Genomic DNA, 21,156 nt, shown 5'->3' on the forward strand with positions numbered 1-21,156 from the left:
GATCGGCGGTGCGCCATCCGGCGCGCCCGGCCCAACGCATGTCCAGAAGGATATCGATGCCCGAAGTCATTTTCCCCGGCCCCGAAGGCCGCCTCGAAGGGCGTTTCAACCCCGGCCCGCGCCCGCGCGCGCCCGTCGCGATGATCCTCCACCCGCATCCGCAGGGTGGTGGCACGATGAACAATCGCATCGTCCAGTCGCTCTACCAGACCTTCGTCCGCCGGGGTTTCGCGACGCTACGCTTCAACTTTCGCGGCGTCGGCAAGAGCCAGGGCACCTTCGACAACGGCATCGGCGAGCTGAGCGACGCCGCCTCGGCGCTCGACTGGGTCCAGTCGATCCACCCGGAGGCGCAGACCACCTGGATCGCGGGCTTCAGCTTCGGCGCCTGGATCGGCATGCAGTTGCTGATGCGCCGGCCGGAGATAAAAGGCTTCATCTCGATCGCCCCGCCCGCCAACATGTACGACTTCACCTTCCTGGCGCCCTGCCCCTCGTCGGGCATCATCATCCAGGGCGACGCCGACGAGGTGGTGACCCCCGGCGCGGTGCAGAAGCTGGTCGACAAGCTGCGGACGCAGCGGCACATCACGATCCACCACGACACCATTCCGGGCGCGAACCATTTCTTCGCGGACGAGATGCCAGAGCTGATGAAGTCGGTGGACGATTATCTGGACATGCGCCTTTCCGGCGACCGGTAATCCAAGGGGGCTTCGGCCCCCTTTCCTTCAGCGGGCTGCTCTTCAGCGGACCGGCAGCGTCCAGATCGCCACATTGGCGAACATCACCACCGCCGCGACGATCATCAGCCAGCCGCGCTTCGCATCGCCCTTGCGGACGATCATCCACAGCCCGCCGATCCCGAGCACAAGCCCGCCCAGCATGAGCAGCGAAAGCGTGAGGGCGGCCGGTCCGTTCATCGTCCATCCATCTGTACAGGATCAGGGTCCTCCGCCATGCGGGGGGCTGCGGGCTGTCAAAGCACCGGGCACGATATGTTGCAAGCCTATGAAGATTCGCCCTATCGAACGATCCAGGGGCGTAATGCGATGATAAGCCTGAAGCTCCAGATGCTGATCGGCAGCGGCGGCAGCGCTGACGTGTTCCGGCTGGATGGCGGGCGCGTGCTGAAGCTTTATCGCGAAGGTCTCGATCCAGGTGTCATCGCACGCGAGCATGACGGGGTTCAGCACGCGCTCGGACAAGGCCTTCACGTCGCCCGCGCCTTCGGTACCCGCGACCATGAGGGCCGCAGCGGGATTATCTTCGAGGAACTGGTCGGCAAACCGCTGCTTCGCCTGCCCATCCTCCGCCCGTTCCGGACACGTGCGCTGCTGCGCCGTTTCGCCGACTATCAGGCGCGCATCCATCGCTGCGGCGCGGCCGGCCTGCCGCACGCCCAGCACGACATCGTCCACGTCCGCATCGAGCAGGCCGAGGTGGACCCCGCGCTCCGTTCGCTGGCGCTGGAACGGCTGCACGCCATTCCGCGCGGCGACCGCTTCTGCCATGGCGATTATCATCCGGGAAACGTCATCCTGACCCGGGGTGGTATCGCCGCGATCGACTGGTCGAACGCGTCGGCCGGCGATCCGGCCGGCGACGTCGCGCGCAGCGAGCTGCTGTTCCGTTACGCAGGCTACGGCCCGACGATGCGCAGGCTGCCGCCGATGCGCCGGGTTCGCGAGATGACCGCGGACTTCTACCTCGGCCACTATCGCGCGAGCACCGGCCTGAGCGAAGCGGCCATCGATGCCTGGCGACTGCCGATCGCCGTGGCGTCGCTGATCCCCGGCAGCCGGGTCCACCGACCGACCCTGGTCGCCGCGCTGGAGCGTCAGGGCTTCGGTGTCTAACCGGCACGAGCCGGGGACAAAACCGACCAGGGAAGAAACAGAGTGGTGGGCGCAGCAGGGTTTGAACCTGCGACCCCTGCGGTGTGAACACAGTGCTCTACCACTGAGCTATGCGCCCACTCTGCATCGTCGAACGGGGCGTGCCCGCGAACGGCTGTGCGGATAGGGCGGGACGTTCGCCCTGTCCAGCCCAAAAGCGCCGCCCGAAAAAGCGAAGGCCGCACGCGTCCAGAGGACACGGCGGCCTTGCCCCCCCCGCGCCCGGGTCTGCGCCGGGCGTAGCTTGTTAGTTGACGGCGTCCTTCAGGCCCTTGCCAGGCTTGAACTTGGGCTGGCTGGACGCGCTGATCTTCATGGGTTCGCCGGTACGCGGGTTGCGGCCGGTGGAGGCCTTGCGCTTCGTCACCGAAAAGGTGCCGAACCCGACCAGGCGAACTTCGTCGCCCTTCTTGAGCTGGGTGGTAATCGAATCGAAGACCGCCTCGACCGCCTTCGAGGCATCATTCTTGGTCATGTCGGTTGCTTCGGCGACGGTGCCGATAAGCTCCTGTTTATTCATGCCTTCATCCCCTACCAGTTTTATATCTAGCCACGGCACACGGCGCTTTTTCGCCGCCACGACCGACATTTTGGCCGCACCGCGATGCTGCAACAAAGCCGTCATATCCGCAAGGGCCGACAAAGGGCCCGCCGCGTCCTATTTACGGCTTCGCCGAGAGGCCCAGCTGGACGCGCGCATAACGTTCGAAATCGGGGTCGAGCGCGGGCGGTTCGAGCGGCACGATCCGCTCCAGCGACTCGGCGATATGGGTCAGCGCGGCGATCCGCGCCGCCTGTTTGTCGTTGCCGTCGATCACCTTCCAAGGCGCCCAGCGCGTGTCGGTCTCGCGGAACATCTCGCCGATCGCGGCCAGGTAATCGTCGCGGCGGGCGCGATTGCGGAAATCCTCCGGGGTCACCTTCCAGCGCTTCCACGCATGGTCGAGCCGGTCGGCGAGCCGCTTGTCCTGCTCCTCCTGCGTGACATGGAGGAACAGCTTGACGATAGTCACGCCATCGGCCTGCTGCTGCGCCTCGAACTCGTTGATCTCGTCATAGGCGCGCCGCCATTCGCGCTCGCCGGCATAGGCCTCGACCCGCTCGACGAGGACGCGGCCGTACCAGGTGCGGTCGAAGATCGCGATCCGGCCGCGCCCCGGCAGCTTCTGCCAGAAGCGCCAGAGGAAATGGCGCCCCTGCTCCTCGGCGGTCGGCGCCGAGATCGGCCAGACATGAAAATGGCGCGGGTCCCAGCCCATCGTCAGCCGCTGGATCGTCCCGCCCTTGCCGGCGGCATCCCAACCCTCGAACAGGATCATGCTGCGCAGATTGCAGACGACATGCGCCACCTGGAGGCGGGACAGGCGTTTCTGCACATCCGCCAGGGCAGCCTCATAATCGCCGTCGAAGGGCTTACCCTTCTCGTAATTTGCGAGATCGATCGCCAAGCGACAACACTCCCCAGCCCGAACCGCTCCCCATATCGTCGGGGGAGTGTCCTATATAGCGCGGGAGTTGGTAAATGGTTTCGGTGCCGTCCAGCTCTGGGACATTTCACAGCTTTTGCTGTGATATGTTTGTCGGTTTCAGGCGCCGGCGGCCGCATCCGCGACTCCCCCGTCATTCCAGCGAAAGCCGGAATCTCAAGAGAGATGCACAGCGCTCGACCTCACGAGACTCCAGCTTTCGCTGGAGTGACGAGAAGGCCTGGAAGCTTACGGCTTCTGCTGCTCTACCACCCGGATGTTCAGCTCGCGGAGCTGCTTCAGGCTGACGGGCGACGGCGCCCCCATCATCAGGTCCTCGGCCTTCTGGTTCATCGGGAACAGCACGACCTCGCGGATGTTCGGCTCGTCGGCCAGCAGCATGACGATGCGGTCGATGCCCGGTGCCGAACCGCCGTGCGGCGGCGCGCCATATTTGAAGGCGTTGATCATGCCGCTGAAATTCTCGTCGACCTGCTCGTTGGTGTAGCCGGCGATCTCGAACGCCTTGTACATCACGTCGAGCTTGTGGTTCCGGATCGCGCCCGACGACAGCTCCACGCCGTTGCAGACGATGTCGTACTGATAGGCCAGGATATCGAGCGGATCCATCGTCTCCAGCGCTTCCATCTCGCCCTGCGGCATCGAGAAGGGGTTGTGGCTGAAGTCGATCTTCTTCGCTTCGTCGTCATATTCGAACATCGGGAAGTCGACGACCCAGCAGAATTTGAACTCGCCCTGCTTGATCAGGTCCAGCTCCTCGCCGACCCGCGTACGCGCGGCGCCCGCCAGCTTGGCCGCTGCCAGTTCCTTGCCCGCTGCGAAGAAGACGCCGTCGTCCGGACCGAGGCCCAGCGCCGCGACCAGCTTGGCGGTCGCCTCCTCGCCATGATTCTTGGCGATCGGGCCGCCGGCTTCGCCGCCCTTGATGTTGATGTAGCCGAGTCCGGCATGCCCCTGGGCGCGCGCCCAGTCGTTCATGTCGTCGAAGAATTTGCGGCTCTTGGTGCCCGCGCCCGGCGCCGGAATGGCGCGGACGACGCCGCCGCCCTCGACGATGCGCGCGAACAGGCCGAAGCCCGAGCCTTGGAAATGCTCGGTGACGTCGGTGATCTCGAGCGGATTGCGCAGGTCGGGCTTGTCCGAGCCGTAGCGCAGCATCGAATCGCGATAGGCGATGCGCGGAAACGGCGCCGGCGTGACCGCGCGGCCATCGGCGAACTCCTCGAACACCCCGTGCAGCACCGGCTCGATCGCCGCGAAAACGTCTTCCTGGGTGACGAAGCTCATCTCGAAGTCGAGCTGGTAGAACTCTCCCGGGCTACGGTCGGCACGGGCGTCCTCATCGCGGAAACAGGGCGCGATCTGGAAATAGCGGTCGAAGCCGGCGACCATCAGCAGCTGCTTGAACATCTGCGGGGCCTGCGGGAGCGCGTAGAATTTGCCCGGATGGACGCGGCTCGGCACGAGATAGTCGCGCGCGCCCTCGGGCGACGACGCGGTCAGGATCGGGGTCTGATATTCGGTGAAGCCCTGGCCGATCATCCGCTGGCGGATCGATGCGATCACGTTCGAACGCAGGACGATGTTCGCATGGATCCGCTCGCGGCGCAGATCGAGGAAGCGATAGCGAAGCCGGATATCCTCGGGATAATCGGCCTCTCCCGCCACCGGCAGCGGCAGTTCCTGTGCGTTCGACTGGACCGAGACCTCGCGGGCGCGAATCTCGATGTCGCCGGTCGCGAGGTTGGGATTCACCGCCTCGCCCGCGCGGGCGACGACGTCGCCGGTGATCGTCACCACCGATTCGACGCGCAACCGCTCGAGCTGCTTGAAGGCCTCCGATTCAATGTCGGTCACGATCTGCGTCAGACCATAATGGTCGCGCAGGTCGACGAAGAGCAGATTGCCATGGTCGCGCTTGCGATGCACCCAGCCCGACAGGCGGACCTGGGACCCGACGTCCTGGGCCCGAAGCTGGCCGCAATTGTGCGTGCGATAGGCGTGCATCATGGTGACGTTTCAACTTTCAGGGTGAATTTGCGAGCGGAGCGCTTCGCGCGCGTGGCTGCCGCTTGTCAAGCGTTGTAACCCAGCTATGCACGAAACCATGCACATTCATCCCCTGATTACCGACAGCGCGACGCTTGCCAATCTCTGCACCCGCCTCGCCGAGTCTCCCTATGTCGTGGTCGACACGGAGTTCATGCGCGAAAGCACCTATTGGCCCGATCTCTGCCTGATCCAGATCGCCAACGGCGAGGAAGCCGCGGCGATCGATCCCAAGGCCAAGGATATCGACCTCACGCCGCTGCTCGACCTGCTGGTCGAGAATGAGGAGGTGCTGAAGGTCTTTCATGCCGGCGGCCAGGACCTCGAGATCGTCCACAACCTGACCGGCAAGACTCCCTACCCGCTGTTCGACACCCAGGTCGCGGCGATGGCGATGGGGCTGGGCGAGCAGATCGGCTATTCGAACCTGGTCGAGACGATGCTGGGCATCAAGCTCGACAAGGGCGCTCGCTTCACCGACTGGGGGCGCCGTCCGCTCGACAAGCGCCAGATCGACTATGCGATCGGCGACGTAACCCATCTGTCCGCCATCTTCCCGCGCATGCTGGAGAGGCTCCGCAAGACCGGACGCGGCGGCTGGCTCGACAATGAGATGGAGCGGCTCGGCGACCCGGCGAGCTACGCCAACCTGCCCGAGCTGGCCTGGACGCGCATCCGCCTGCCCAGCCGCAAGCCCGAGGTGCTGGGCCGGCTGAAGGCGATCGCCGCCTGGCGCGAACGCGAGGCGCGGTCGAAGAACCTGCCGCGCGGCCGCATCGCCAAGGACGAGACGCTCGCCGACATGGCTTCGCACCCGCCCAAGGTGCAGAGCGACCTGGCACGGATCCGTGGACTGTCGCCGAGCTGGGCGCAGAACGACATCGGCGCCCGGCTGATGGCCGCGATCGCCGAGGCCGAACCGATGTCCGAGTCCGAAATGCCGCCGCGCGAGGACCGCAAGCCGGGGCTGGGCAAGGAAGGCGCGCTGATCGCCGACCTGCTCAAGCTGCTGCTGAAGGTCCGGTCGCGCGATGCCGACGTCGCGCCGCGCCTGATCGCGCGCGCCGACGATCTCGAGCTGCTGGCCGCCGGGGTCCGCGACCTGCCGATGCTCAAGGGCTGGCGGCACGACGTGTTCGGCAAGGACGCGCTGGCGCTGGTCGAAGGGCGACTGGCCTTCAGCGTGCGCAACGGCAAGATGGTGATGTCCGCGCTCGACGGCGAATAACGTCAGACGCGGACGCCCGCCAGCAGGTAGCGCGCGCCTGCGATGCTGAGATGGGCATGGTCGAAATAGAGCACGCCGGCGCCCGGCAGCCAGGCGGGGCAGATCCGGGCACCGCATAGCCGCCGCGCCGGGACGATGCGACCCGCGCCCGTTTCCCGCACGATCCGGTCGAGCCGGGCGGAGACCGCCGCGTCCCTCCGGTTGAAATCGTCACGCCTTTGGCCGAACCCCGCCGGGTCGCCGCCGCGCAGCCTTTCCATCGCGAGCGCGGTCGGCGCGACGAAGGGCATGCGCGGGATCGAATAGACCAGGCGCAGCGCCTTGCCCCGCGCATGGAGCCCGCGCGCGGTGCGCTCGATTCCGTCGAGCAGCGCCGCCTGCTGTTGGGGCGAATCGGCCATGAAACCGAGATAATTGACCACCAGCACGACCTCCCCGATATGCGGATCGGCCGCCAACTCGGCGAAGCGCCCGGCATTATAGGCCGCACAGCCCGGGCGCCGCTTCGGGTTGTAGCCGAGCGCCGGCGGGCAGCCCGACGCGGTGACCTGCAGCACGGAGCGCCTTTCCCGCACCATTTTCTCGCCCAACGCGACGACCAGCTCGGCGCCGAAGCTGTCGCCCCACAGCGCGATGGTGGGAACCACATGCGGATCGCCGAACGCGCAGAGCAGCCGATAGGGGATGACGTCGTGCTCGCCCGAATGGCAGGTGGTGCGAAAGCCGCTGCTGTCGCCGGCCGCTGCCACCAGCTTGCGCCCCACCGGGTCGAGACGCTCCGGCAGGCCCTGGTTCAGCACCACCGCTGCGGCGAGCGCTGCCGTGGCGGCCATCAGCCCGGCGCCGCCGATCAGGACGGGCCGGTGCGGCAGCCGCCATTTGAGCACCGGACTTTCGACGTAGCGCCACGACGCCCAGGCCAGCGCGAACGCCACCGCCACCGCCGCGACCGCCTCGGGCGCGGTCAGCGGGCGGAGCGCCATGTAGCGGCCGAAGACCAGGGCCGGCCAATGCCAGAGATAGAGCGAATAGGAGAGCGACCCGACCAGCACCAGCGGCGCGGCCCCCAGCATCCGCCCGCCGAGCGACTCGCCATCCTCCCCCGCCGCGAGGATCAGCGCCGCGCCGATGCACGGCGGAAGCGCGGCGAGCCCGGGGAAGGGTTGCTCGTCCGACAGCAGCAGCAGCGAGGCGCCGATCAGCGCGACGCCGAGCAGCGACAGGCCGTCGCGGATCGCCTGGCCGCCGGGCTTGGGGACCGCTCCCACCGCGACGATCGCGCCGATCAGCAGCTCGAAAGCGCGCGGCCCGGGATAATAGAAGGCGCGCGAAGGGTCGTGCCCCACGTCGCGGATGCTCCAGGCGAGCGACAGCGCCGCCGCCGCCCACAGCATCGCGGGCAGCCAGCGCGGGCGGAAGCGCCACGCCGCCGCCAGCGCGAGCGGGAAGATCAGGTAGAACTGCTCCTCGACCGCAAGCGACCAGGTGTGCAGTAGCGGCTTGAGCTCGGACTGCCCGTCGAAATAGCCCGACAGGTTGTAGAACAGAAAATTTGCGACGAAGCCGACCGTGGCGATGCAGGTCTTCGCCACTTCGCGCAACTCTTGCGGCGGCAGCATGACCAGGCCGAGCAGCATCGTCGCGAACAGCATCAGGTAGAGGGCGGGGAACAGCCGTCTGACCCGCCGGACATAGAAGCCGGCAATGCTGAACCGGCCCTCGCGCAGCTCTTGATGGAGGATGCGGGTGATCAAATAGCCGGAGATGACGAAGAAGATGTCGACCCCGACGAACCCGCCGGGAAGCCAGTCGGGAAAGGCATGGAAGATGACGACGGGCAGCACGGCGAACGCGCGCAGTCCCTGGATGTCGCGCCGGAACCGGTGCGCCTTGTCCATATCTACTCCCGACAGCGGCCCCCCGTCCGCGCCAAGCAGTCACAATGCTGCGGTGCACTCAAGCTGCCGGCGGCCAGCCGCCGGAAAATCGCGGGGAACGCCCTTCCCCGTCACCCCAGGATGAGGCGCGCCTGGAGACCGAAGGATGCGGCCAGCGCCTTGTGGCGCCGCTCGACCGCCTCGCCGTAGAGGATGGCGTTGTCGCGCTCGATATGGAGTTCCAGCCCGTCTTTCGCCAGCAGCAGCCGGCTGCCGGCCAGCGCGTCGGCGACCCCGCCCGAAAAACGCTGGCCGAGCCGCAAAGCGAAGCCCCAGCGTTCGGCCGCGACGATCTCGGACGGCGAGCAGATGCCGTTGATCATCGGCACGACGCCCTGGCCCCCGAAGCTGGTCCACAGCGCATGCGCCATCATGCCGCGCCCGCGCGAATCGATCCCGACCCAGTTGCCGTGCAACGCCGTCTCGACGCCCCGCTCGGCGCGGAATTCGGGATGGGCGCGCCAGCCCACGTCGGCGAGCAGGCAGGTGGCGTGGCGGATACGCGCGTCGGCCGGGCTCTCGCTGGCGAACAGCGGCGCCAGCCAGCGGTCGAGCAAGTCGCCATGTTCGGGGAAGCGGCCCTGCCGCGCCCCCTCCTCTCGGGTCGAGGCGATCAACGGGTCCTGCGCGCGCTGATATTCGCTGAGTTCGTCATAAAGCAGACCTTCGCGCAGGCCATAGGCCGACACGATCAGCTCGCTCGAGCCGAGCTGGCGCACGACATGGCTGAGCAGCAGCGCGGCGTGCGACAGCGTGGGAATACGCGTGCCTGACAGGCCGACGACGTCGCGCAGACGCTTGCGATCGAGATGCGCCAGCACCCGGACCAGGTGCTGGGCATTTTCCGGCGGCATCCAGTAATGGTGGACGATCGGCAGCGGATAGCCGGTCAGGTGCATGTCGAGCCGGGCGAGCGAACGCCACGAGCCGCCGACCATGTAGAAAGGCAGCCCCGCGCCCTTCCCCGTCCAGCCGCTCTTTCCGAGCATCTTGGCGACCAGGTCGCGAAAGGCGCGCGGTCCCTTCGCCTTGACCGCGTCGATCCGCAGCACGCCGAGCGGGAAGGAGCTCGTCTCGCGCACCTCGCCGTCGACCACCCGCGCCAGCTCGAGACTGCCGCCGCCGAGATCGCCGACGATGCCGTTCGCCTGCGGGATCGAGGCGATCACCCCCATCCCCGCCATCCGGGCCTCGTCGTCGCCCGACAATATCTCGACCGGCAGGCCAAGGTCGAGCACCCGGTCGATGAACTGCTGGCCGTTGCTCGCCTCGCGCACCGCGGCGGTGGCGACGGTGCGCGGCTGCGGCACGCCCATCTGCTCGGACAGGCGGCGGAAGCGGGCGAGCGTCGACAGTGCGCGCTCCACCGAATCGGCGTCGAGCATGCCGTCCCGCGACACGCCCTTGCCGAGTCCGGCCATCACCTTCTCGTTGAACAGCGCCGCCGGAATCCGGGCCGGACCGTCATAGATGACGAGGCGGATCGAATTGGAACCGATGTCGATGATCCCGACACGGGTGTGGCCGGGCGCTGGGGTTCTGGCGCGGCGGAACATCGAAATGGATGGCATATGTCTCCGATTTAACCGAAATCGGTCGCGGCGCAAACGCGCCGCCGGTCGAATTCTGTCCCATCCGGCGCTTTTGTCCGCTTATGAGGAACGATGCCGGCCGGATACCGCCCAACGCCGCTCATCCTGTCGGGACTGGTCCTGATGATCGCGGCCATCGCCCTGTGGGGGCTGGCGCCGTCGCTCGACCTCGCGCTGCTCGCGGCCTTTCGGATCGACGCGGCGTCGGCGTTGCTTCCCGCAATTCGCGGCGCGACCCTGCTCGGCGGCCTGGCGCTGCTCGCGCCCTTCGCGCTGGTCGTCGCCGGAGGACTCGCGCTGCACGGCGATCGTCGCCGCGCCTTGTGGCTGCTGCTGACCGTGGCGACGGGCCGGCTCGCGGTGGAAGCGGCGAAGCTGGCCTGTGCACGCGGACGTCCGCCGCTGGCCGGCCGGCTCGACGATGTCAGCTCCTACAGCTTTCCCAGCGCCCATGCGACGGGGACGCTGCTCGTCTGGCTGGCGATCGCCATGCTGTTCGAGCGCCGCCGCCACCTGCTCCTGCCCCTCGCCTTCGCGATGGCGGCGATGATCGGATGGACCCGGCTCGCGCTCGGCGTCCATTGGCCGGGCGACGTCATCGGCGGCTTCGGGCTGGCGCTGGTCTGGGCGGGCCTGGCAGAGCGCTGGCTGCCGCCGCCGCGGCCTTCGCTCAGTCGCGCCTGAGCGTCAGCTTCGGCACCTGGCCCGACTGGCGCAGGGCGGCGCCGCGCCCCGACAGCGACGGGTTGGTCATGAAATAGCGATGCAGGTTGAACGGGCGCCGGCCGGGCTCGATTCGCTCATATTGCCCGTCGGGCAGCAGTCGCCAGCTCTGCTCGTCGTCGATAAGATTTGCCACCATCACCTGGTCGAGGATCTGGGCATGGACGGTCGCATTCTCGATCGGCAGCAGATATTCGACCCGGCGATCGAAGTTGCGCGGCATCCAGTCGGCCGAGCTGATCAGCACCTTCGCCTTGCGATTCGGAAGCGCCCCGCCATTGCCGAAGCAGACGATGCGGCTGTGCTCGAGGAAGCGGCCGATCACCGACTTCACCCGGATATTGTCCGACAGGCCCGGCACGCCCGGACGCAGGCAGCATATCCCGCGGATGACGAGATCGATCTGCACCCCCGCCGCACTCGCACGATAGAGCTTCTCGATGATCGCGGGATCGACCAGCGAGTTCATCTTCGCCCAGATCGCGGCGTCGCGTCCCTCGCGGGCATGATCGATCTCGGCATCGATGAGCCGGGCCAGCTCGTCGCGCATGCCGTGCGGCGAGATCGTCAACAGGCTCAGGTCGACCGGCTCGACATAGCCGGTGATGTAGTTGAACAGCTGCGCGGCATCGCGGCCCAGCCGGGGATCGGCGGTGAAGAAGCTCAGATCGGTATAGATGCGCGCCGTGATCGGGTGATAATTGCCCGTGCCGAAATGGCAGTAGCTGCGGTGCCCCTCGCCTTCGCGGCGGACTACCATCGAAACCTTGGCGTGGGTCTTCCAGTCGATGAACCCGTAGACCACCTGCACACCCGCGCGTTCGAGCTGCGAGGCCCACATCAGGTTCTGTTCCTCGTCGAACCGCGCCTTCAGCTCGACCACCGCCGTCACCGACTTGCCCGCCTCCGCCGCGTCGACCAGCGCGCGAATCACCGCCGACTGCTTGCCGGCGCGGTAGAGCGTCTGCTTGATCGCGACGACATCCGGGTCCTGCGCCGCCTGCCGGAGGAAGGCGAGCACCACGTCGAACGTCTCATAGGGATGATGGACGACGATGTCCTTCGCCCGGATCGCGGCGAAACAGTCGCCGCCATGCTCGCGGATCCGCTCGGGGAAGCGCGGGCTGAACGGCGTGAACTTCAGATCGGGCCGGTCCTCCTCGACGAGATGGGCGAGGTCGGCGATGCCCAGGAAGCTGCCCGACTCGGTGACGAAACTGTCGGCGCCGCCGATCTGGTCCTTCCACAGCGGTTCGAGCGAGGACGACATGCCGCCTTCGAGTTCGATCCGGATCACCCGGCCGCGCCGGCGGCGCTTGATCGCGGTGCGGAAGTAGAGGACCAGGTCCTCGGCCTCTTCCTCGACCTCGATGTCGCTGTCGCGGATGATACGCAGCGCGCCATGGCCGCGCACCTCGTAACCGGGGAAGATGATGCCGGTGAAGCGCCGCACCATCGTCTCGATCGCGACGTAGCGCGCGCCATCGCCCGGCAGGCGGATGAAGCGCGGCAGGGTCGCGGGAACCATCACCAGCTCGAACACCTGCTCCCCGTCCGAAAGGCGGGTCAGGTCGAACAGCAGGCTGAAGCCCTTGTTCGGGATGAACGGAAACGGGTGGGCCGGATCGAGCGCCTGCGGGGTCAGCACCGGGAAGATCTGGTCCCGGAAATAGGTTTCGAGCCAGGCAGCGTCCTGCCCCTCGATCTCCTCGAGCACGACGATGCCCGATGCGGCGAGTTCGTCGCGCAGCCGATCCCAGACGAGCTGCTGGTCGGCCATCAGCTGGTCGGATCGGCCCGACGCCCCTTCCACCTGCTGCGCGACGGTCAGCCCGTCGGGCGACAGCGTGTCGACGCCCTCGAGTTGCTGCGCGCGCAGGCCGGCGAAGCGCACCATGAAGAACTCGTCGAGATTGTTGCCCGAGATCGACAGGAAGCGGAGTCGCTCGAGCAGCGGGTGCGCCGGATTGGACGCCTCCTCCAGCACGCGCTGGTTGAACGCCAGCCAGCTCAGCTCGCGGTTGAAATAGCGGTCGCGCAGGGCGATCGGCTCGATCGGCGTCAGCGCGCCAACCAATTCCTCGTCATGATCAGGCTGTTCGATCGAATCCATGGGCGCTCGTTATAGCAGCCTATATGTATCTTCGGTGACACCAATCGCCGCAAGGGCCTCGCGGGCCACTGCCATGGTGATCGGCCGCCGACGCGCCAGCGCCGCCTCGTCGAGCGCATCGACGATCCGGCCGACGCCGATATAGCTGCGCTCGATCCGCGGCACGACATAGCGCACCACCTCGGGCCTGGCGGCGAGACCGCGGGCCTGGAGCAGCTTTTCGACCAGCCCCATCATCAGCGGAAAATCGGGCTCCTCGATCGCGACATGCGGGCTGGCGAGCAGCCGCGAGCGCAGGTCGGGAAGCTTGATGCGCCATTTTGCCGACGGCAGGTCCGCCGCCAGCAGCAGCGGCTTGTGATCCGCCTGCGCCGCGTTCCAGGCGTGGAACAGCTTCTCCTCGTCCTGGTCGTCGGCATTGTCGACGAAGCGGCCGCCGGTCTTCGCGGCGAAGATCCGGCCAAGCAGGCTGCGGCCCGACTTGCGCGGGCCGGTCAGCACCGTCGCCATCACCGGCCAGAGCGCCCAATGTTCGAGATGGCGCACGGCCGTGCTGTTGGCGTCGCTGACGATGAAGTCGCGCTCGTCCTCATCCGCCGGCCAGACGAAGGGCAGCGCGATCTGGTCGATCATGGAGCGGGCGGGCTCCCGCCGCGCCTGATGCGGAAGCCGCCGGCGATATCCTCGATCTGCCAGCCGCGCGCCGCGAGCGCCTCGCGGAATGCAGCCGGCGGGCCCGAGAAACCGATCCGGAACACCGAAGTGCCGCCCAGCGCAAGGCTGGCGGTCTGCACCCCCGTCACGCCCGTCATGCCGCGCAACCCCGTTTCCAGGCCGCGCAGTATCGCCGGATCGGGCGTTTCAGCCTGGACGGTGATGGTGCTGGTCGCCGCCGACGCCATCTCCGCGAGCACGTCGTCGATCGGGACCTCGGCCGCCGGCGCCTCGACGACGAGCGACTTGTCGGCGCGGAAGCCGCCTTCCCGCAGCGCGCGGGTATAGGCGCGATCGATGCGATCGATGCCGCGATCGAGCATCGCGGGGAGCGCATCGCCATTGTCGGCGGTCAGCGTGAAGCTGTCGATCACCGCGGCGTCGGGGCCGTGGCGCGCGACGAACTTGCCGATCACGGGTCCGCCCGGCCACTGCCGGAACAGCGTCACCTCGGGAACGACGATGTCCGCCGCGCCATATTGGTCGAGCAGCATGCGCCACCACCCACGGCCGGGACGGCGCGACTGGGCCGCGTTGAGGAGCACCGGATCGACGCCGGTGCCCGACACGCGAACATAGTCGATCGGGCTGTTGGCCGTACGGAACCGCGCCCAGGCCTTCTGCCATTCGCTGCGCCGTTCGAAGCTGATCGGGGTCGCGCCGCTCCATTCGACCGGAATGACCAGCATCGGGGCCGATCGCTGCATCGCTCCCTTCACGCCCAGCAGCTCGCCGGCACGGGCACGGTCGAACAGCACGCCGAGCGTCGCGACATAACGGTTGGGACCGACATGCTCCTCTTCGACGACGATGCCGCCGCTGATCGAGTCGAGCGTCGAGTCGGGCAGGCCGGGCGCATTCTCCACCGGCTTGCCGTTGACCCTGGCCCACAGCATCTTCCAGCCCTTGCGCTGCGCCTCGCGCCAGCCGCCGTTGCGCGCCTGATCGGCACTGCGCGCGGCGATATCCACCTTGATTCCGTCGACCTCGAAGCTGCCCGACCCGTCGATCGGCGGCACGCCGCGTTCGTCGGGACGTTCGAGCTGCGCGAAGGCGAGCGCAGCCGCGAACAGCGCGACGCACAGGATCGACAGCGGAAGCGGACGGAAAAGACGTTGGGCGAGGTTCACGAGAGGCCTTTTGGCGACTTGGCCGTGGAAATCCAAGCGCGATGTGTCTAGGGCCTGCGCCATGGCGAACGAAAGCAGCAAAACCGAATCCTACACCTATGCCAAGGCTGGCGTCTCGATCGCGGCCGGCAATGCCCTGGTCCGCGCCATCGGCCCGCTCGCCAAGGCGACCCGGCGACCGGGCGCCGATGCCGATCTGGGCGGTTTCGGCGGCTTCTTCGACCTGAAGGCGGCCGGCTATTCCGATCCGTTGCTCGTCGCCGCGAACGATGGCGTCGGCACCAAGCTCAAGCTCGCGATCGACAGCGGCAGGCATGACGGGGTCGGCATCGACCTGGTCGCCATGTGCGCGAACGACCTGATCGTCCAGGGCGCCGAGCCGCTGTTCTTCCTCGACTATTTCGCGACCGGCAAGCTCGACAACGACGTCGCCGTCCGGGTCGTCGCCGGCATCGCCGAGGGCTGCAAGCTGGCGGGCTGCGCGCTGATCGGCGGCGAGACCGCCGAGATGCCGGGCATGTATGCCGATGGCGACTATGACCTGGCGGGCTTCTGCGTCGGTGCGGTCGAGCGCGACCAGGCGCTGACCGGCAACCGCGTCGCCGCCGGACAGGCGATTCTCGGCCTCGCCTCCTCGGGTGTCCATTCGAACGGCTATTCGCTGGTCCGCCGGCTCGCCGCCGACAAGGGCTGGAGGCTCGACCGCCCCGCGCTGTTCGATCAGGACGTGCTGCTGATCGACGCGCTGATGGCGCCGACCCGCATCTATGTGAAGTCGCTGCTGCCGCTGGTCCGCTCGGGCCTGGTCCGGGCGATGGCGCATATCACCGGAGGCGGCCTGCTGGAGAACATCCCGCGCGTGCTGCCCGATGGCCTGCACGCCCATGTCGACGCCGACGGTTGGGAACAGCCGCGGCTGATGGCGTTCCTCCAGGCGCAGGGCAATATCGAACCCGAGGAGATGGCCCGCACCTTCAACTGCGGCGTCGGCATGGCGGTGATCGTCGCCGAGGACGACGTCGCGGCGGTGACGAAGGCGCTCGAAGCTGCGGGCGAGACGGTGCTGCGCGTCGGCCATATCGCCGAGGGCGGGAAAGGCTGCACGGTCAGGGGGTCGGTCGAGACCTGGAGTGCGAAAGCCGACTGGTCCGCGACGCACCTGGGCTAGGCCGTCGGAACTGCATGGGAACCAAGGCCCCCCTCGCCATCCTGATTTCCGGACGCGGCAGCAACATGAGCGTGCTGATCGAAGCGTCGCGCGCGCCCGACTGCCCCTATGAGGTGGTGCTCGTCGCCTCGAACAATCCCGACGCCCCCGGCCTCGCCCTCGCCCGTGCGGCGGGAATCGCCACCTTCGCGCACAGCCACAAGGGGCTGGCCCGTGCCGATTTCGACGCGATCATCGACCGGGCCCTGCGCGACGCCGGGGTCCGCTACGTGGCGCTGGCCGGCTATATGCGCATCCTGAGCGAGGGCTTCGTCGCCGGCTGGGAGGGACGGATGCTCAATATCCATCCCTCGCTCCTTCCCAAGTACAAGGGGCTCGACACCCATGGCCGCGCGATCGCGGCGGGCGATGCCGAAGGCGGCTGTTCGGTCCATGTCGTCACCGCGACGCTCGACGACGGCGAGGTCGTGGGACAGGCGACGGTGCCGATCCTCCCGGGCGATACGCCGGAGGCGTTGGCCAATCGCGTGCTGGTCGAGGAGCACCGTCTTTATCCCGCCGCGCTGTCCGCCTATATCCGGGCGCATGGCTGACGGAAATTCGGAGGCCGCCGCCGCACGGCGGCGCAGGGTGCGATTGCTCACGCTCGCCGAGCTTCTCGGCGTCTCGGCGCTCGTCATCTCGGCATTGACCTTGTGGAACAGCTATAGCGAGCGCCGCCACAGCGAGGAGGCGCAGACCGCCGAAAGCCGGGCGGCCAGCGCCAGGGCCCGTACCCTCGTCCTGCGCGCCGAAACCGAGAAGGACGGCGACCGCATCGCCCTTCACGCCACCGGCGACCAGGTGATCCAGGGCCAGACCATCGCCTTTCCGAAGGCTCTCGGTGTCGATCCGGTCGACAGTACCGACCCCCGGATCGAGTCGTCCTGGTTCGCGAGCGGACTCAAGAAGGCGCGCCGCGAGGCTGGCGAGCCCGAACGGCCGCGCGGCGACGCGCGCCTGCCGGTTGCGATCACGACTCGCTTCACCGTCGACGGCGAGATGGCGGAGGACGTGACGCTTTACGACATCGGCTACGTCACCGACGGCGGCTTCCTCGGCGGTACCTCGATCCGCCTGCGCGGCCTGTCGCTGATCGGACGGAGCAGCGCCAAGGCGGCACCCGCGCGACTCGACGCGCTGTGGAAGGCTCGGCACAAGGGCGCGAAATAATGGCATCGGACGACGCCGGCGCGGTCCATGCCCATGTCGGCACGCTGGCGATGGCGCTGCCGCAGGTCGAGGAGAAGATCTCCCACGGATCGCCATGCTGGCGGGTCGCCGACAAGCGGATGTTCGCCTATTTCTGGCACAACCATCATGGCGATGGCCGCACGGCCGTGCTGGTCAGGACGAGCGGCATCGAGGAGCAGGAGATGCTCATCGACCTCGATCCCGACATCTATTTCAAGCCGCCCTATCTGGGCCCGTCGGGCTGGGTCGGCATCAGGCTCGACCAGCCGGGAACCGACTGGGAGCGGGTGGAGCATCGCCTGCGCGAAAGCTGGCGGCTCGCGGCGCCGCCCAAACTGGCGGCGATCGTGGAATTCTAGTCGACGCTCAGAACGTCACCCCAGCGAAGGCTGGGGTCTCGGGAGACGAGGCGCAGCGCTCCTCTCCTGAGATGCCAGCCTGCGCTGGCATGACGGGAGAAGGGGCAAGCCCTTCTCCCGCTATGTCGATCAGCCGACGACTTCTTCGGGCTTGAAGAAATAGTCGATCTCGATCTTGGCGTTCTCGAGGCTGTCCGAGCCATGGACCGAGTTGGCTTCGATCGATTCCGCGAAGGTCTTGCGGATCGTGCCCTCGTCGGCATTCGCCGGGTTGGTGGCGCCCATGACCTCACGGTTGCGCGCGACGGCGTTCTCGCCTTCGAGCACCTGGACCACGACCGGGCCCGAGATCATGAAGCTGACGAGGTCGCCGAAGAACGGACGTTCGCGGTGCACGCCGTAGAAACCCTCGGCCTGCTCCTTGGTCATGTGGATGCGCTTCGAAGCGACGACGCGCAGGCCGGCCTCCTCGAGCTTGGCGGTGATCGCGCCCGTCAGGTTGCGACGCGTCGCATCGGGCTTGATGATCGAGAAAGTGCGTTCGGTCGCCATCGGCGAGCGGCTCCATGTCTGAATTGCGGAAAGATTGCGGGCCTTTAGTCGCTGCGCCGCACTATGGCAAGGCGCGCCGGCACGTCCGGGCAACTTCAGGAGCCGGAGCCGCCGCTCGCGCGCGCCCGCCGCGTTTGCCGGCCCCCTGTCGTCGAGGTCCATGCCCAAGCCGGGCCGGGCCGAAGGAACCTGCGGCCGCCCATCGAAAGGGCGGCCTGATGGAGGTCGCTGCTGTCATATCGAAAGCATATGATAAGGACCGCCATTCACCGAACGGAGACCCGACATGTCCTTCCAAAGCCCCTGGGAACAGCAGCATCACCGCAAGGCCGGCATCGCCGACGACATCGACTTCGAGATCAAGGGACAGGAGCTCCAATTCCTCGAAATCGAGCTCGACCCCGGCGAGAGCGCGGTCGCCGAGGCGGGCGCGCTCGTCTGGAAGGACGGCAGTGTCGACATGACCACGATCTTCGGCGACGGCAGCGGCGGCGCCAACGAAGGGTTCATGGGCAAGCTGCTCGGCGCGGGCAAGCGGCTGGTGACCGGCGAGAGCCTGTTCACCACGGTCTTCACCCATCGCGGCCAGGGCAAGGCGCGGGTCGCCTTCGCCTCCCCCACGCCGGGCGCGATCCTGGCGATCAAGCTCGACCAGATCGGCGGCCGGCTGATCTGCCAGAAGGACAGCTTCCTCGCGGCGGCCAAGGGCGTGTCGATCGGGGTCCATTTCCAGCGCCGCATCCTGACCGGCCTGTTCGGTGGGGAAGGCTTCGTCATGCAGAAGCTGGAAGGCGATGGCTGGGTATTCGTCCAGATGGGCGGCACCGTCGTCGAGCGCGAACTGGCGGCCGGCGAGGAACTGCACGTCGACACCGGCTGCCTCGCCGCGATTACCCCCAGCGTCGATTTCGACCTGGTGGCCGCGGGCGGGGTGAAGAGCGTGCTGTTCGGCGGCGAGGGCCTGTTCTTCGCGCGGCTGCGCGGACCCGGCAAGGTCTGGATCCAGTCGCTCCCCTTCTCGCGCCTCGCCGGGCGGATGCTGGCGGCGGCGGGCAGCCGGGGCGGCCAGAACCGTGGCGAGGGTTCGGCGCTGGGCAGTCTGGGCGACCTGATCGGGGGGAATGATTGAGCCCCCCGTCCCATCTTCCGTGTCGAGCGGGACGAACGGCAGAGGGGCGCGCATTTAATGTATAGACAAAAAGGGCTGGCGGCTCCGGACGAAAACCGCTTAGTTGCAGTGCATTGCCCGTTCGGGCCGCAACCATCCAGGAGCTTCCATGCGCAAGATCGCAGCCCTGCTCGCAGCCCCGCTGCTGCTCGCCCCCGCCCTCTGCCTCGCCGCCTCGTCCATGTCGAGCGCACCGGCCTTCGACGTCCAGCGCTTCAGCCAGGACGTGAAGGCGCTGTCCGACGACAGCTTCGAGGGGCGCGCCCCCGCGACCGAGGGCGAGAAAAAGACGATCGCCTATATCGTCGGGCAGATGAAGGCTGCGGGCCTCAAGCCCGGCATGCCCGACGGAACCTGGACGCAGAGCGTTCCGCTGCTCAAGTCCGACATCGTCGGCGCGCCGAAGCTGGCGCTGAAGATGGGCGACGGCGCCTCGCGCGCGCTGACACAGGGCGAGGAGATCGCCGTCCGCGCCGCGCTGACCGGGCAGGACAAGGTCGACCTGGCCTCGGCCCCGCTGGTCTTCGTCGGCTATGGCGTCAAGGCGCCCGAGCGCGGCTGGGACGACTTCAAGGGTGCGGACCTCAAGGGCAAGATCCTCGTCGTCCTCGTCAACGATCCCGATTTCGAGGGCGGGGAAGGCGATTTCGGCGGCAAGACCATGACCTATTATGGCCGCTGGACCTATAAATATGAGGAAGGCGCGCGGCAGGGCGCGGCCGGCGTCCTGGTCGTCCACGAATATGCCCCCGCCTCCTATGGCTGGCCGACGGTCAAGAACTCCAACACCAACACCATGTTCGACATCGTCCGCGCCGATCCGAAGGCTGAGCATGTCGCCGTCGAGGGCTGGATCCAGCGCGACCTCGCGGTCGACCTGTTCAAGGCCGCCGGACTGGACTTCGAGGCGATGAAGAAGGCCGCGCAGAAAAAGGATTTCAAGCCGGTCGCGCTCAACGCGACGCTCGACGCCTCCTATGCCGTCAAGGCCGAGACGATCACCTCCTACAATGTCCTCGGCCGACTCGCCGGTGCGAAGCATCCGAACGAGACGGTGATCTATTCGGGCCATTGGGACCATCTCGGCGTCGGCCAGCCCGATGCGAAGGGCGACCGCATCTACAACGGCGCGCGCGACAACGCTTCGGGGATCGCGGCGCTGCTCGAACTGGGACGTGCCTTCGCCAAGGCGCCGCGCACCGATCGCTCGGTCCTGTTCCTCGCGGTGACCGCCGAGGAGAAGGGCCTGCTCGGCTCCGAATATTATGCCGCGAATCCAGTCTATCCGCTGGCGAGGACGGCCGGCGTGATCAACATGGACAGCATCATCGGCGAGGGTGCCGCCAGGGACTTCACCATCTCGGGCGTCGCCAAGCTCGGCCTGCTCGACCTGCTGGTCGCCGAGGGCAGGAAGCTTGGCCGGGTCTATGTGCCCGACCCCAAGACCGAGACCGGCGGCTTCTACCGCTCCGACCACTTCCCGATGGCCAAGGCCGGGGTGCCCGCCGTCTCGTTCAAGGGCGGCATCGACCTGGTCGACGGCGGCGTCGCGCGCGGCCAGGAACTGGGGGCGATCTACACCCGCGACCGCTACCACCAGCCCGCCGACGAATGGAGCGCGGACATGAACCTGTCCAACGTCGCGCCCGACCTGACCCTGCTCTACGACACCGGCCGCGCCCTCGCCGACAGCCGCGCCTGGCCCGATTGGGCGGCCGATGCCGAGTTCAAGGCTAAGCGCGACGAGACGGCCGCACAGCGGAAATAAGGGTGCGAGGCCGGGCGTTCAGCCCGGCCTCGCCTCG

The 21,156-nt window shown here is 67.5% G+C and carries 19 protein-coding genes, 1 tRNA gene and 1 pseudogene; 10 read left to right on the forward strand and 11 right to left on the reverse strand.

The features are described from left to right. The first annotated feature begins 56 nt into the window (after positions 1–56). On the forward strand, positions 57–704 hold the full coding sequence (locus ASE22_RS12385; protein ID WP_056361157.1) for an alpha/beta hydrolase: 648 nt from the start codon (positions 57–59) through the stop codon (positions 702–704). A 42-nt stretch (positions 705–746) separates the two neighbouring features. Here the strand turns inward: ASE22_RS12385 and ASE22_RS27305 are convergent, their stop codons facing one another. Continuing rightward, positions 747–923 (reverse strand): hypothetical protein, encoded by a 177-nt coding sequence (locus tag ASE22_RS27305; protein WP_200933212.1) that lies wholly within the window; start codon positions 921–923, stop codon positions 747–749. 129 nt (positions 924–1,052) lie between these two features. On the opposite strand from ASE22_RS27305, the gene ASE22_RS12390 reads away from it, so the two are divergent. Then, complete coding sequence (locus ASE22_RS12390; protein ID WP_056361161.1) at positions 1,053–1,859, forward strand: phosphotransferase family protein; 807 nt, start codon at positions 1,053–1,055, stop codon at positions 1,857–1,859. A 43-nt stretch (positions 1,860–1,902) separates the two neighbouring features. Here ASE22_RS12390 and ASE22_RS12395 read toward each other — a convergent pair. The 4 genes from ASE22_RS12395 to aspS all read right to left on the reverse strand — a co-directional run bounded on the left by ASE22_RS12395 (position 1,903) and on the right by aspS (position 5,392). Continuing rightward, positions 1,903–1,977, reverse strand: a tRNA-Val gene (locus ASE22_RS12395). A gap of 168 nt (positions 1,978–2,145) precedes the next feature. Beyond that, positions 2,146–2,523 carry an HU family DNA-binding protein gene (locus tag ASE22_RS12400; RefSeq protein WP_321163656.1) on the reverse strand — a complete coding sequence of 126 codons (378 nt, stop codon included), beginning with the start codon at positions 2,521–2,523 and terminating at the stop codon, positions 2,146–2,148. Positions 2,524–2,560: 37 nt separating this feature from the next. Further along, on the reverse strand, positions 2,561–3,346 hold the full coding sequence (locus ASE22_RS12405; RefSeq protein WP_056359595.1) for a polyphosphate kinase 2 family protein: 786 nt from the start codon (positions 3,344–3,346) through the stop codon (positions 2,561–2,563). Between the two features lie 267 nt (positions 3,347–3,613). Then, a complete protein-coding gene (aspS, locus tag ASE22_RS12410; RefSeq protein ID WP_056361164.1) occupies positions 3,614–5,392 on the reverse strand; it encodes an aspartate--tRNA ligase in 1,779 nt (592 codons plus the stop codon). 100 nt (positions 5,393–5,492) lie between these two features. Between aspS and rnd the strand changes: the two genes are divergently transcribed. Beyond that, on the forward strand, positions 5,493–6,662 hold the full coding sequence (gene rnd, locus ASE22_RS12415; RefSeq protein WP_200933213.1) for a ribonuclease D: 1,170 nt from the start codon (positions 5,493–5,495) through the stop codon (positions 6,660–6,662). Between the two features lie 2 nt (positions 6,663–6,664). Here rnd and ASE22_RS12420 read toward each other — a convergent pair whose 3' ends face one another. Further along, entirely contained in the window at positions 6,665–8,560 is a 1,896-nt protein-coding gene (locus tag ASE22_RS12420; protein WP_056359602.1) for an acyltransferase family protein, read from the reverse strand. Between the two features lie 110 nt (positions 8,561–8,670). Beyond that, on the reverse strand, positions 8,671–10,170 hold the full coding sequence (locus ASE22_RS12425; protein ID WP_082545628.1) for a Ppx/GppA family phosphatase: 1,500 nt from the start codon (positions 10,168–10,170) through the stop codon (positions 8,671–8,673). Between the two features lie 93 nt (positions 10,171–10,263). On the opposite strand from ASE22_RS12425, the gene ASE22_RS12430 reads away from it, so the two are divergent. Then, entirely contained in the window at positions 10,264–10,875 is a 612-nt protein-coding gene (locus ASE22_RS12430) for a phosphatase PAP2 family protein (RefSeq protein WP_056359609.1), read from the forward strand. Here ASE22_RS12430 and ASE22_RS12435 read toward each other — a convergent pair. The 3 genes from ASE22_RS12435 to ASE22_RS12445 are packed head-to-tail and all read right to left on the reverse strand — an operon-like array spanning position 10,862 to position 14,871. Next, the gene (locus ASE22_RS12435; RefSeq protein ID WP_082545629.1) at positions 10,862–13,027 is read right to left on the reverse strand and encodes an RNA degradosome polyphosphate kinase; all 2,166 of its coding nucleotides are present in this window, start codon (positions 13,025–13,027) and stop codon (positions 10,862–10,864) included. The two genes, ASE22_RS12430 and ASE22_RS12435, sit on opposite strands and share 14 nt — an antisense overlap. Before the next feature lie 9 nt (positions 13,028–13,036). Then, positions 13,037–13,660: an HdaA/DnaA family protein gene (locus ASE22_RS12440; RefSeq protein ID WP_056359611.1), complete on the reverse strand. Its 624-nt coding sequence runs from the start codon at positions 13,658–13,660 to the stop codon at positions 13,037–13,039. Further along, entirely contained in the window at positions 13,657–14,871 is a 1,215-nt protein-coding gene (locus ASE22_RS12445; RefSeq protein WP_056359614.1) for a hypothetical protein, read from the reverse strand. Before ASE22_RS12445 ends, ASE22_RS12440 begins: the two co-directional genes overlap by 4 nt. A gap of 61 nt (positions 14,872–14,932) precedes the next feature. Here ASE22_RS12445 and purM point away from each other — a divergent pair, with 61 nt between their 5' ends. The 4 genes and pseudogenes from purM (at position 14,933) to ASE22_RS12465 (ending at position 17,631) form a co-directional block, all read left to right on the forward strand. Continuing rightward, positions 14,933–16,039: a phosphoribosylformylglycinamidine cyclo-ligase gene (gene purM, locus ASE22_RS12450; RefSeq protein ID WP_056359617.1), complete on the forward strand. Its 1,107-nt coding sequence runs from the start codon at positions 14,933–14,935 to the stop codon at positions 16,037–16,039. 14 nt (positions 16,040–16,053) lie between these two features. Further along, positions 16,054–16,617: pseudogene (gene purN / locus ASE22_RS12455) on the forward strand (phosphoribosylglycinamide formyltransferase); the annotation flags it as partial. A 7-nt stretch (positions 16,618–16,624) separates the two neighbouring features. Further along, complete coding sequence (locus ASE22_RS12460; protein ID WP_056359625.1) at positions 16,625–17,251, forward strand: hypothetical protein; 627 nt, start codon at positions 16,625–16,627, stop codon at positions 17,249–17,251. Then, the gene (locus ASE22_RS12465) at positions 17,251–17,631 is read left to right on the forward strand and encodes an MmcQ/YjbR family DNA-binding protein (RefSeq protein ID WP_056359628.1); all 381 of its coding nucleotides are present in this window, start codon (positions 17,251–17,253) and stop codon (positions 17,629–17,631) included. The genes ASE22_RS12460 and ASE22_RS12465 overlap by 1 nt, the downstream gene beginning before the upstream one ends. A gap of 129 nt (positions 17,632–17,760) precedes the next feature. Here the strand turns inward: ASE22_RS12465 and ndk are convergent, their stop codons facing one another. Then, positions 17,761–18,183, reverse strand: a complete 423-nt coding sequence (gene ndk / locus ASE22_RS12470) for a nucleoside-diphosphate kinase (RefSeq protein WP_056359631.1) — start codon at positions 18,181–18,183, stop codon at positions 17,761–17,763. 286 nt (positions 18,184–18,469) lie between these two features. On the opposite strand from ndk, the gene ASE22_RS12475 reads away from it, so the two are divergent. Further along, a complete protein-coding gene (locus ASE22_RS12475; protein WP_056359633.1) occupies positions 18,470–19,312 on the forward strand; it encodes a TIGR00266 family protein in 843 nt (280 codons plus the stop codon). A 148-nt stretch (positions 19,313–19,460) separates the two neighbouring features. Then, the gene (locus ASE22_RS12480) at positions 19,461–21,119 is read left to right on the forward strand and encodes a M28 family metallopeptidase (protein WP_056359636.1); all 1,659 of its coding nucleotides are present in this window, start codon (positions 19,461–19,463) and stop codon (positions 21,117–21,119) included. Positions 21,120–21,156: the final 37 nt, after the last annotated feature.

This window comes from Sphingomonas sp. Root720 (assembly GCF_001428605.1).
Classification (GTDB): Bacteria; Pseudomonadota; Alphaproteobacteria; order Sphingomonadales; family Sphingomonadaceae; genus Rhizorhabdus.